The sequence below is a fragment of the Pseudomonas sp. 2725 genome, from assembly GCF_050434585.1.
GTDB classification, from domain to species: Bacteria; Pseudomonadota; Gammaproteobacteria; order Pseudomonadales; family Pseudomonadaceae; genus Aquipseudomonas; species Aquipseudomonas jessenii.
In genome coordinates, this window is the sequence record NZ_JBNDIV010000002.1 from 393,553 (window position 1) to 406,222 (window position 12,670).

Annotated in this window: 10 protein-coding genes; 8 read left to right on the forward strand and 2 right to left on the reverse strand. The window is 60.8% G+C overall.

Annotated elements, in window-relative coordinates:
- Positions 1 to 26 precede the first annotated feature (26 nt).
- From ABIE16_RS06070 to cmoB, 8 genes are all read left to right on the forward strand, one after another.
- Positions 27 to 1,409 (forward strand): carbohydrate porin, encoded by a 1,383-nt coding sequence (locus ABIE16_RS06070; protein ID WP_218495003.1) that lies wholly within the window; start codon positions 27 to 29, stop codon positions 1,407 to 1,409.
- A gap of 224 nt (positions 1,410 to 1,633) precedes the next feature.
- Entirely contained in the window at positions 1,634 to 4,045 is a 2,412-nt protein-coding gene (locus tag ABIE16_RS06075) for a glucose/quinate/shikimate family membrane-bound PQQ-dependent dehydrogenase (RefSeq protein WP_218495002.1), read from the forward strand.
- 332 nt (positions 4,046 to 4,377) lie between these two features.
- Positions 4,378 to 6,795 (forward strand): endopeptidase La, encoded by a 2,418-nt coding sequence (lon, locus tag ABIE16_RS06080; protein WP_256353229.1) that lies wholly within the window; start codon positions 4,378 to 4,380, stop codon positions 6,793 to 6,795.
- A gap of 186 nt (positions 6,796 to 6,981) precedes the next feature.
- A complete protein-coding gene (locus tag ABIE16_RS06085) occupies positions 6,982 to 7,440 on the forward strand; it encodes a hypothetical protein (RefSeq protein WP_218495001.1) in 459 nt (152 codons plus the stop codon).
- Between the two features lie 190 nt (positions 7,441 to 7,630).
- On the forward strand, positions 7,631 to 8,023 hold the full coding sequence (locus ABIE16_RS06090; protein ID WP_218495000.1) for a protease inhibitor I42 family protein: 393 nt from the start codon (positions 7,631 to 7,633) through the stop codon (positions 8,021 to 8,023).
- A 2-nt stretch (positions 8,024 to 8,025) separates the two neighbouring features.
- Positions 8,026 to 8,661 carry a lysoplasmalogenase gene (locus tag ABIE16_RS06095; protein ID WP_340315381.1) on the forward strand — a complete coding sequence of 212 codons (636 nt, stop codon included), beginning with the start codon at positions 8,026 to 8,028 and terminating at the stop codon, positions 8,659 to 8,661.
- A 189-nt stretch (positions 8,662 to 8,850) separates the two neighbouring features.
- A complete protein-coding gene (gene cmoA, locus ABIE16_RS06100; protein WP_008053199.1) occupies positions 8,851 to 9,594 on the forward strand; it encodes a carboxy-S-adenosyl-L-methionine synthase CmoA in 744 nt (247 codons plus the stop codon).
- On the forward strand, positions 9,591 to 10,547 hold the full coding sequence (gene cmoB, locus ABIE16_RS06105; RefSeq protein ID WP_057716261.1) for a tRNA 5-methoxyuridine(34)/uridine 5-oxyacetic acid(34) synthase CmoB: 957 nt from the start codon (positions 9,591 to 9,593) through the stop codon (positions 10,545 to 10,547). The genes cmoA and cmoB overlap by 4 nt, the downstream gene beginning before the upstream one ends.
- A gap of 128 nt (positions 10,548 to 10,675) precedes the next feature.
- Here cmoB and tadA read toward each other — a convergent pair whose 3' ends face one another.
- Together tadA and ABIE16_RS06115 are read right to left on the reverse strand one after the other, a co-directional pair.
- Positions 10,676 to 11,173, reverse strand: a complete 498-nt coding sequence (gene tadA / locus ABIE16_RS06110; RefSeq protein WP_218494998.1) for a tRNA adenosine(34) deaminase TadA — start codon at positions 11,171 to 11,173, stop codon at positions 10,676 to 10,678.
- Positions 11,173 to 12,549, reverse strand: coding sequence for a multicopper oxidase family protein (locus ABIE16_RS06115; RefSeq protein ID WP_429520721.1), 1,377 nt, complete (start codon positions 12,547 to 12,549; stop codon positions 11,173 to 11,175). Before ABIE16_RS06115 ends, tadA begins: the two co-directional genes overlap by 1 nt.
- Positions 12,550 to 12,670: the final 121 nt, after the last annotated feature.

Sequence of the window (12,670 nt, forward strand, 5' to 3'; positions counted from 1 at the left end):
AGAAAAAGATCAAGAATTTCTTCCCTATGCCTGATTTGCGATTTTCGAAAGACAGCGCTGTCTTTAAGACTGTCTCTTGCCACAACGCCCTCAAACTGATCGGCGGTTTCACCGCGTTCGGCCTCGCCACCTGTGTCCAGGCCGCTCCGGCATTCGATAGCGACTCACCGTGGATGCTCGGCGACTGGAACGGCACACGTACGGAGCTGGCGGAAAAAGGCTATGACTTCAAACTGGATTACACCGGCGAAATGGGCAGCAACCTTCACGGCGGCTACGACCACGACCGCACCGCGCGCTACAGCGACCAGTTCGGCCTGGGCACCCACCTGGACTTGCAGAAGATCCTCGGCTGGGACGATGCCGAATTTCAGCTGACCATCACCGAACGCAGCGGCAACAACATCAGCAACGACCGCATCAACGACCCGCGTGTCGGTGGCTTCACCTCGGCCCAGGAAGTCTGGGGCCGCGGCCAGACCTGGCGCCTGACGCAGATGTGGTATCAGCAGAAGTTCTTCGATGAAAAGCTCGACATCAAGGTCGGCCGTTTCGGCGAAGGCGAAGACTTCAACAGCTTCCCCTGCGACTTCCAAAACCTGGCGTTCTGCGGCTCCCAGGTCGGCAACTGGGCGGGCGACATCTGGTACAACTGGCCGGTCAGTCAGTGGGCGCTGCGGGTCAAATATCACCTGACGCCTGAGTTGTACGCGCAGATCGGCGCGTATGAGCAGAACCCGTCGAACCTTGACCGCGACAACGGTTTCAAGCTCAGCGGCAGCGGCACCCAGGGCGCAGTCCTGCCGGTAGAGCTGGTGTGGACGCCGAAACTCAACGGCCTGCCGGGTGAATACCGCGCTGGTTACTACTACAGCAGCGCTAACGCCACCGACGTCTACAAGGACAGCAATGGCCAGCCTGCCGCCCTGAGTGGCGAAGCCTATCGCAGCGCGTCGAGCAAACACGGCGCGTGGCTGGGCCTTCAGCAGCAAGTCACCAGCCTCGCCAGCGACCACTCTCGCGGCTTGAGCCTGTTCGCCAACGGCACGATGCACGACAAAAAAACCAACGCCATCGACAACTACGTCCAGGCCGGCCTCGTCTACAAAGGCCTGCTCGATGCGCGCGCCAGGGACGACATCGGCTTTGCCATGGCCCGCGTCCACGTCAACCCGGCCTATCGCAAGAATGCCGAGGCGACCAACCAGGCCAATGTTGTTTTCGACTACGACAATCCGTCCTACCTGCCGCCTCAGGACACCGAATACAGCGCCGAACTCTATTACGGCGTGCACGTGACCAACTGGCTGACCGTGCGCCCGAACCTGCAATACATCCGCCATCCCGGTGGCGTGGACGAGGTCGATGACGCGCTGATCGGCGGGATCAAGGTCCAGTCGTCGTTCTAAAAAACACCACACCCCCCCTGTAGGAGCGAGCTTGCTCGCGATGGACGTGAACGATAACGCTTGGAGCCTGACACCCCGCGGTGTTCTCAGGCTTCTCGCGAGCAAGCTCGCTCCTACAGGGGCTGCGTCAGCCAAACCCGTTTTATATGAACCCTGCCCGCACAAGATCGTCATCTACAGTGAACTTGCGCGGGACTACTTGAAACGTCACGGAGAATCACACTATGAGCACTGATGGTGCCTTGAGCCGAAGCCGTCTATTGCCGACCCTGCTCGGCATATTGCTTCTGCTGATGGGCCTGGCCATGCTGGCCGGGGGGATCAAGCTGAGCATGCTTGGCGGCTCGCTTTATTACCTGCTGGCCGGTATCGGCATCGCGCTGAGCGGCGTCCTGCTGATCGCTGCCCGCCGCGCGGCGCTGGGCCTGTACGCACTGGTACTGTTCGCCAGCACTGTTTGGGCGCTGTGGGAAGTTGGCCTCGACTGGTGGCAACTGGTGCCGCGCCTGGCGCTGTGGTTCGCCCTCGGTGTGGTGATGCTGCTGCCGTGGTTCCGTCGTCCATTGCTGATCAACGGCCCTGCCCCTATGGGTACTGGCGCCTTGAGCGTGGCCGTGGTCCTGGCCGGCGCCACCGCCGTGGCCAGCCAGTTCACCCATCCGGGCGAAACCTTCGGCGAACTGGGCCGCGACACCGCGGACATGACCAGCACCGCGCCGCAGATGCCCGAAGGCGACTGGCAGGCCTATGGCCGCAGCGAATTCGGTGACCGCTACTCGCCGCTCAAGCAGATCACCCCGGCCAACGTCGGCAAGCTGCAAGAAGCCTGGCGTATCCAGACCGGCGATCTGCCAACCGCTGATGACCCGGTGGAACTGACCAACGAAAACACCCCGCTCAAGGCCAACGGCATGCTCTATGCCTGCACCGCCCATAGCAAGGTGCTGGCGCTGGACCCGGACACCGGCAAGGAACTGTGGCGTTTCGACCCGCAGATCAAGAGCCCGGTGGGCTTCAAGGGCTTCGCCCACATGACCTGCCGTGGCGTGTCGTACTACGACGAAGCAGCCTACGCCAAGTCTGAAAGCGCTGCCTCCGCAGTGATTTCCGAGGCTGGCAAAGCCGTTGCCCAGGCTTGCCCGCGTCGTCTGTACCTGCCAACCGCCGATGCACGCCTGATCGCACTCAACGCCGACACCGGCAAGATCTGCGAAGGCTTCGGTAAAAACGGTGTGGTTGACCTGACTCAAGGCATCGGCCCGTTCACCGCCGGCGGCTACTACTCCACCTCGCCAGCAGCGATCACTCGTGATCTGGTGATCATGGGCGGCCACGTCACCGACAACGAGTCGACCAACGAGCCATCCGGCGTGATCCGTGCCTTTGACGTACACGACGGTCATCTGGTGTGGAACTGGGACAGCAACAATCCCGACGCGACCGAACCGCTGCCAGAGGGCGAACACTACAGCCGCAACTCGGCCAACATGTGGTCGCTGGCCAGCGTCGACGAAAAACTCGGCATGGTCTACCTGCCATTGGGCAACCAGACCCCTGACCAGTGGGGCGCAGACCGCACCCCGGGCGCCGAGAAGTTCAGTGCTGGCCTGGTCGCGCTGGATCTGGCCACCGGCAAGGTGCGCTGGAACTACCAGTTCACTCACCACGACCTGTGGGACATGGACGTCGGCAGCCAGCCAACCCTGCTGGACATGAAAACCGCCGACGGCGTGAAACCTGCGCTGATCGCCCCGACCAAACAGGGCAGCCTGTACGTCCTCGACCGTCGTGACGGCACGCCGATCATCCCGATCAAGGAGATTCCGGCTCCGCAAGGTGCCGTAAAAGGTGACCGCACCGCGCCGACCCAGGCTCGTTCGGACCTGAACCTGCTGGCCCCGGAACTGACCGAAAAAGCCATGTGGGGCGCCAGCCCGTTCGATCAGATGCTGTGCCGCATCCAGTTCAAGGAACTGCGCTACGAAGGCCAGTACACCCCGCCGTCGGAACAGGGCAGCCTGATCTATCCGGGTAACGTCGGCGTCTTCAACTGGGGCGGCGTTTCGGTCGACCCGGTTCGCCAGATGCTCTTCACCAGCCCGAACTACATGGCCTTCGTCTCGAAAATGGTACCTCGCGCCGAAGTCGCGGCCGACAGCAAGCGCGAGAGCGAAACCGCGGGTGTGCAACCGAACACGGGCGCACCTTACGCGGTGATCATGCACCCGTTCATGTCGCCGTTAGGCGTACCGTGCCAGGCTCCGGCCTGGGGCTACGTGGCCGGCATCGACCTGACCACAAACAAAGTCGTGTGGAAACGCAAGAACGGCACCAGCCGCGACAGCTCGCCATTGCCTATCGGCCTGCCACTCGGCGTGCCAAGCATGGGCGGCTCGATGGTCACCGCCGGCGGCGTCGGCTTCCTCAGCGGTACGCTGGACCAGTACTTGCGCGCCTATGACGTCAACACCGGCAACGAGCTGTGGAAATCGCGCCTGCCGGCTGGCGGTCAGGCTACGCCGATGACCTACACCGGCAAGGACGGCAAGCAGTACGTGCTGTTGGTCGTCGGTGGTCACGGCTCACTGGGCACCAAAATGGGTGACTATGTGATTGCTTACAAACTGTCCGAGTAAGTTTTAGCGGCAGTCAGAACAAAGGCGACGTCCGTGAGGACGTCGCCTTTTTTGTTATCGCAGATTTCAAATCACCCCCGCCCCCCCCTGTGGGAGCGAGCTTGCTCGCGATAGCGGTCTGACAGTCACTTCAAGGGTGCCTGTCCTTGCCTCATCGTCGGAACGCCGCCCGGAGCAAGCTCGCTCCCACAGGGGATAGTGTCGCCGCGAAATCCAGCTAACCTGTCTCTGCGCTGAACACACCTGCGAAACACCGCGTCGCAGAAAATGACCGTTGAAACCACCGCCAACCTGCCCCATCTAAGACCCATACCCATTGCGCAGGTGCCCCCATGAGCGACCAGCAGGAATTCCCCGAAGACCCGAGTGAATACGCCGATCCGGAAAACGCCCAGCAGCACAAACCTGGCAAAGGCCTGGCCCTGCCTGGCCAGAACCTGCCGGACAAGGTCTACGTCATCCCGATCCATAACCGACCGTTCTTCCCGGCCCAGGTGCTACCGGTCATCGTCAACGAAGAACCGTGGGCCGAAACCCTCGATCTGGTCAGCAAATCCGATCACCACTCCCTGGCCCTGTTCTACATGGACACGCCCCAGGAAGACCCGCGCCATTTCGACACCTCGGCCCTGCCGCTCTACGGCACGCTGGTCAAGGTGCACCACGCCAGCCGCGAAAACGGCAAGCTGCAGTTCGTCGCCCAAGGCCTGACCCGCGTACGCCTCAAGACCTGGCTCAAGCATCACCGCCCGCCGTACCTGGTGGAAGTCGAATACCCGCACCAGCCCACCGAGCCGACCGACGAGGTCAAGGCCTACGGCATGGCACTGATCAATGCGATCAAGGAACTGCTGCCGCTCAACCCGCTGTACAGCGAAGAGCTGAAGAACTACCTCAACCGCTTCAGCCCCAACGATCCGTCGCCGCTGACCGACTTCGCCGCCGCGCTCACCTCGGCCACCGGCAGCGAGTTGCAGGAAGTGCTCGACTGCGTGCCGATGCTCAAGCGCATGGAAAAAGTCCTGCCGATGCTGCGCAAGGAAGTCGAAGTCGCGCGCCTGCAAAAAGAGATTTCCGCCGAAGTTAACCGAAAGATCGGCGAACATCAGCGCGAGTTTTTCCTCAAGGAACAACTCAAGGTTATCCAGCAGGAGCTGGGGTTGACCAAGGACGACCGCAGCGCCGACCTCGAACAGTTCGAGCAGCGGCTGGTGGGCAAAGTCCTGCCGACGCAGGTGCAGAAACGCCTCGAAGAAGAAATGAACAAGCTGTCGATCCTCGAGACCGGCTCGCCGGAATATGCGGTGACCCGCAATTACATCGACTGGGCGACCTCGGTGCCGTGGGGCGTGTACGGCGAGGACAAACTCGACCTCAAGCACGCGCGCAAGGTGCTGGACAAACACCACGCAGGTCTCGATGACATCAAGGACCGTATCCTCGAATTTCTCGCGGTCGGCGCCTACAAAGGCGAGATCAGCGGTTCCATCGTATTGCTGGTGGGCCCGCCGGGCGTGGGCAAGACCAGCGTCGGCAAATCCATCGCCGAATCCCTGGGCCGGCCGTTCTATCGCTTCAGCCTTGGCGGCATGCGCGACGAAGCCGAGATCAAGGGCCATCGCCGCACCTACATCGGCGCGCAGCCGGGCAAACTGGTGCAGGCGTTGAAAGACGTCGAAGTGATGAACCCGGTGATCATGCTCGACGAAATCGACAAGATGGGCCAGAGCTACCAGGGCGACCCGGCCTCGGCGCTGCTGGAAACCCTCGATCCGGAACAGAACGTCGAATTCCTCGACCACTATCTGGATCTGCGGATGGACCTGTCGAAAGTGCTGTTCGTCTGTACCGCCAATACCCTGGATTCGATCCCCGGCCCGCTGCTGGACCGGATGGAAGTGATTCGCCTGTCGGGCTACATCACCGAAGAAAAAGTCGCCATCGCCAAGCGTCACCTGTGGCCCAAGCAGCTTGAGAAAGCCGGTGTGTCCAAGGGCAGCCTGAGCATCAGCGACAGCGCGCTCAAGGCGCTGGTCGACGGTTATGCCCGTGAAGCCGGCGTGCGCCAGTTGGAAAAAAACCTCGGCAAACTGGTGCGCAAAGCGGTGATGAAACTGCTCGACGATCCAAAAGCCGTAATCAAGCTCGGGCCGAAAGACCTGGAGGCGTCTCTGGGCAAGCCGGTGTTCCGCAACGAGCAGGTACTGGCGGGGGTCGGCGTGATCACCGGGCTGGCCTGGACCAGCATGGGCGGTGCAACCCTGCCGATCGAAGCCACGCGCATCCACACCCTCAACCGTGGGTTCAAGCTCACCGGGCAATTGGGTGATGTGATGAAAGAGTCGGCGGAAATCGCCTACAGCTACGTCAGTTCGCACCTGAAGTCCTATGGCGGCGATCCGAAATTCTTCGACGAAGCCTTCGTCCATCTGCACGTGCCGGAAGGCGCGACGCCAAAAGACGGCCCGAGCGCCGGCGTGACCATGGCCAGCGCCCTGCTGTCGCTGGCACGTAATCAGCCACCGAAAAAAGGCGTGGCCATGACCGGCGAACTGACGTTGACCGGGCATGTATTGCCGATTGGCGGGGTACGGGAAAAAGTGATTGCGGCGCGGCGGCAGAAGATTTTCGAACTGATTCTGCCGGAGGCCAACCGCGGGAATTTCGAGGAGCTGCCGGAATACCTGAAGGAAGGCATTACCGTGCACTTCGCCAAGCGCTTTGCGGATGTGGCGAAGGTGTTGTTCTGATTAAACAGTGTGATTTCGAAATGGTCAGGCTCGTAACCTGACCATTTTTTCGAGGCCAGCAATAACTAAAAATACATAATTAATAGGTTTGTAATCCTATCAGAACAGAGAGTACATCCAGGCACTTCGGCTCTATATCCTCAAGGTTCAAATCATTCGTGCGAGAAGCACAAAGGAGAGAACCCCATGGATATCAAACAACGAAGAAATCTTGTCGACGAGCGCATTGATGACAATGTCAAATTTCGCCGTTGCTGCCCAAACAACCACTTGAATGCAACCCTTCAGAATCGTGAAGACTTTCAGTCCGAAGAATTTTTCGCCAGCGTCGGAAACAGGGAAATCCTCGCTATTTTCAAGGCCGGAGAAAAAAACACCCCACTCGACCGGGCCTTTGACATTTACATGCCCAAGCATATCGAGACGGGAATCTACACACTGAACTCTCCGGACCATTTGATAGAAATTGCCTATACCGAAAACTTCCCTGCCTACACCAGCCATTGGGCATTGGAAGGTGTCATGAACTTGACCGTGAGTAACGAAACACAACAGTACTCTGGCAACGTCGTTATGAAGTTCAAAGATCTGCATGGCATCGAATTTACATCAGAAAGCGATTTCTGTTTTTCTCTTGTGAGTTAACCGTTAAGCACTACCAGTAAATATTTTCTTTATCCCGAGCAGGTCGCTCTCACGAGGTTACCTCTACCCCCTGTGTGTGGCCCGCTCGCGATAGCGTCAACTCTTACACCCCCATTGCGGGCGACTGTCACACTTTGTCTCATCTCGGTTATGCTCGCCGTTCGTCGTGAACGCCGGAGCCACTGACCACATGTCCCCCATTCGCCTGCTTGTCCCCCTCGCCCTCGCCTTGCTGGCCGCGTGTGCCACGCAACCGAAACAAAACGTGACCGTGGAAAAACAAAGCGAATGTCCGGTGAAACTCAGCAACGGGCAAAACCTGATCCTGACCCTGCCGAGCAATCCGACCACGGGCTATCGCTGGGCGATCCAGGATTCGGCTGGTGGCGTCTTGCACACCCTGGGGCCAGAGGTTTATCGAAACCCGGAAGATGCCGGCATCGTCGGCGCGGCCGGGGTCTCGACCTGGCGCTTTCAGGCGTTTGCGACCGGCACCGGGCGTTTGCGCCTGACCTCGCAACAGCCGTGGGCGCCGGAAGTACTGCCGGTGGATTCGTTCGACTGCGCGATCTCGGTTAACTGACCGTGGGCTGGCTGATTCTGGCGCTGATGGGCGCAGTGACCTTCCTTTATGGCCTGAGCGTGCATGCGTCCCTGCTGTGCCTGCTGGTCAAGCCGCTGCCGGTGCTGGCCCTGCTTGGCTGGTTGCATGACGCACCACCAGGCGAATATCGGCGCTGGATCAGCCTGGGGTTGATTTTCTCCCTGGTCGGCGACGTGTTGCTGGCATGGCCGGGGGATTTGTTCGTGTTCGGCCTTGGGGCGTTTCTGGTTGCGCATCTGGCCTATCTGAAAGCGTATTTGAGCGATTGCCGGCGCCTGGCATTGCTGCCACTGGTGCTGGCCCTCGGCGTCGGCGCCGTCCTGCTGGGGATTCTGATTTCCAACGGCCTCGGGCCATTGTTGGTGCCTGTGATTGTCTATGGCACGGCGATCAGCGCCATGCTCTGGCGCGCCCTGGCCCGACTCGGGACCGATGTGCCCAAACGCTCGGCGCTACTGGCGGCGGCGGGCGCAGTGGCATTCGTGTTCTCCGACAGCGTGATTGGCATCAGCCGGTTTGTGGTGCCGTTCGACGCGGCGTCGTACGTGATCATCCTCAGCTATTGGCTGGGGCAATGGGGGATCACGGCATCGGCGTTCACTCAGAAACCGCGCTGACCCCATCGCGAGCAAGCTCGCTCCCACAGGTATTGCACAGCCCTTGTGGGAGCGAGCTTGCTCGCGATAGCAATATCACTGAACACACAGACTTTGCAGGCTGCTTGGCGGTTTATCAGACAACCCGCGCATCCCCGCGCCAACTTGGCTAAAATGCCGGCCTTTTCCACCTACACCGCTGGAACCGCCGTGAGCAAAGAACCCGATCGCCTTTTCGCCCAGCCTCTGGCCCAGGTGCCTGACTTCGCCTTCAACGAGGACGTGGTGCGGGTGTTCCCGGACATGATCAAGCGCTCGGTGCCGGGTTATCCGACCATCGTCGAAAACCTCGGCGTGCTCGCCGCGCAGTTCGCCCAGCCGGGCAGCGTGCTGTATGACCTGGGCTCGTCGCTCGGTGCCGTGACCCAGGCCTTGCGCCGGCACGTGCGCACCGATGGCTGCCGGGTGATCGCTGTGGATAACTCCGCAGCGATGGTCGAACGCTGCCGCGAGTACCTCAACGGGCAGGATTCGATGTTCCAGGAGTTGCTGCCGGTGGAGGTGATCGAAGGCGACATCCTCGCCCTGGAGTTCCAGCCGGCCTCGGTGGTGGCGCTGAACTTCACCCTGCAGTTCATCGCCCCGGACCAACGCACGGCATTGCTGTCGCGCATCCGTCAGTCGCTGTTGCCCGGCGGCGCCCTGATCCTCTCGGAAAAACTGCGTTTCGAAGACGAGCAGGAACACGCGTTGCTCACCGACCTGCATATCGCTTTCAAACGCGCCAACGGCTACAGCGAACTGGAAATCGCCCAGAAGCGCAGCGCCATCGAAAACGTCATGAAGCCCGACAGCCTCGAAGAACACCGCGAACGCCTGCTGGCCGCCGGGTTCTCGAAAGTCGTGCCGTGGTTCCAGTGTCTTAACTTTGCCTCGTTGATTGCCTTGCCATGATTGATCTGTCTCCCCTCGCCCGCCGTCTGGCCGGCACGCCGCTGGCCGAATGGGCCAACACTCTGCAAGCGCAACTCGACAAGAAAATGGAAAAGGGCCATGGCGACCTGGAACGCTGGCAAAGCGCGCTGGACGCCCTGCCGAAGATCCAGCCGAGCGAAGTCGATTTGCTCAATGGCTTGAAGCTCGATACCGATTGCAGCGACGAGACCCGCGCGCAAATGCGTACCGCGCTGATGGGCCTGTCGCCATGGCGCAAAGGGCCGTTCGACCTGTTCGGCGTGCACGTCGACACCGAATGGCGCTCGGACTGGAAGTGGTCACGGGTCGCCCCGCACCTGAACCTGAAAGGCAAGCGCATCCTCGATGTCGGCTGTGGCAACGGTTATTACATGTGGCGCATGCTTGGCGCCGGCGCGGACAGCGTGATCGGTGTCGACCCGAACTGGCTGTTCTTCTGCCAGTTCCAGGCGGTGCAACGCTACCTGTCCGAGCCGAACGCCTGGCACCTGCCCTTCCCGTTCGAAGACCTGCCGCCGAACCTCGAAGGGTTCGACACAGTGTTTTCCATGGGTGTGTTCTACCACCGCCGTTCGCCCATCGAACATTTGCTGGCGCTGAAGGATTGCCTGGTCAAGGGCGGTGAGCTGGTGCTGGAAACCCTGGTGGTCGAAGGCGACAAACATCAGGTGCTGGTGCCGGAGGACCGCTACGCGCAGATGCGCAACGTGTGGTTCCTGCCGTCGGTGCCGGCGCTGGAGTTGTGGTTGCGACGTGCCGGGTTCACAGACGTGAAGTGCGTGGACGTGAGCACCACCACGATCGAGGAACAGCGCGGGACGGAGTGGATGAAGTATCAGTCGCTCAGTGACTTCCTCGATCCGGAAGATCACAGCAAGACCATTGAAGGGTTGCCGGCGCCGATGCGGGCGGTGATTGTGGCGCGGAAGTAAACCACAACCACCCAAATACAGAAGAACCCTGTGGGAGCGAGCTTGCTCGCGATGAGGCACTGTCAGCCAACAGAGATGTTGAATGTTAGTCCGCTATCGCGAGCAAGCTCGCTCCCACAGGTCCGGGTTCAGTCTGCTGGTTTCGCTCTTCGGGCCTTGAAGAATTCGCTCAACACCGCTCCACACTCATCCGCCAACACCCCGCCTTCATACAACACCCGATGATTCAAAAAGCCCTGGGTAAAGAACTGCCCCTGGCTCTGCACGATCCCCGCCTTGGGCTCCAGCGCGCCGTACACCACCCGGGCAATCCGCGAATGCACGATCAGACCCGCGCACATGCTGCACGGCTCCAGCGTCACGTAAAGCGTACTGCCGGTTAGTCGGTAATTGCTGACGGCCTGGGCGGCGGCGCGGATTGCGACCATCTCGGCGTGGGCGCTGGGGTCGTTGCCACTGATCGGGCAGTTGAAGCCGCGACCGATGATTTCCCCATCCTGGACCAGTACCGCGCCCACCGGCACTTCGCCGAGGGCCGCGCCTTGGGCCGCCAGTGCCAGGGCCTCACGCATGAATTCGCGATCACGACTGCGGTCGATGATGGCGGCGGGACGAATCTGACGCATCACGCCACCTCGATAGCGGCCATCAGGCCGGTTTCCATGTGATCGATCACATGGCAGTGGAACATCCATACACCCGGATTATCCGCCACCAGCGCTACCTGCGCGCGCTCGTTCTTGCCCAGCAGGTAGGTGTCGGTGAAATACGGAATGACCTTGTGCCGGTTCGAGGCGATGACCTTGAAACTCATGCCGTGCAGGTGAATCGGGTGCTGATACTGGGTCATGTTTTTCAATTCGAAAATGTAGCTCTTGCCCTTTTCCAGTTTGGCGATCGGGCGGTCGGCACAGGTTTTGTCGGTGATGTCCCAGGCCTTGCCATTGATCTGCCACAGGCTTGGCGGCTTACCATTATCGACGTTCACCGACACCGAACCGACCCATTCGAAATTGAAGTTGAGTTTCTCGGCATTGGTCAGGTCCGGCTCGGCCACCGGGTTGGCGGGCAGCGCGGGCGGCCACTCGGTCGGGGCGTCGGTGTTGGCCACCGAACGCAGCGTACCCAAGCGCACCGGGCCGTTGCGCAGGGACAATTCTTCACCGGCCGGCGGCGCCTTGATCGCCAGGCAGATACGCATGCCGGGGCCGAGCCAGTATTCCTTGCCTAGCGGGCGCGGTTCGATGGGGTTGCCATCGAGCGCATAGATCTGCGCTTCGACGCCGGGAATATTCAGGCGATAGGTCAAGGTGTTATCGAGGTTGAGCAAACGTACACGGGTGATCTGCCCGGCCGGCAAATCAATCACCGCTTGCGCGATGCCGTTGATGGTCGACAGACGCCCCGCCGTGCCGCCACGGGCCGCTTCCCGGGGAATACTGAAGTCGACGAAAGCGCCCTGCTCATCGATGTGCCAGTTCTTCAGGCTCAAGGTTTTTTCGTACTTGAAGCCGGTGGGCTCACGCTCCTCGACAATCAGCGGGCCGACCAGGCCGCGACCGAGTTCCTCGCTGCTGCTCACATGGGGGTGATACCAGTAGCTGCCGGCATCAGGCACGCGGAATTTGTAATCGAAGTATTCGCCCGGCAGCACCGGCAGCTGCGAGACGTAAGGCACACCGTCCATTTCCAGCGGCAGACGGATGCCGTGCCAGTGGATGGTGGTGGCGACCGGCAGGTGGTTGATGAAACGCACCCGCAGCCATTCACCCTGGCGCACCCGCAACTCGGTGCCCGGCGCCGAAGGGCCGAAGGCCCAAGCCTGGGTCTTGTGCCCGGCTACCAGTTCCAAGTCCAACGGCGCTGCGATCAGCTCATAGTCGTGGCCCGCCTCGGCGTCAGCCATCTTGCCCAGCCAGTAGCGCGACGCGCCCCCTGCACCGACACCAACGACAACAAGACCGGCCAGGCCACCGAGGATTTGGCGACGGGTAAACGACATGAACTCAACTACCTCACGTATCAGCGACAGGCCCGGGAGCCTGCAAAAGGCGAATACGATACACCTGCAACTGCGAAACGGTAAGGGTGACCTGTGGCCGCACATCAGCTGTGGGCATAAC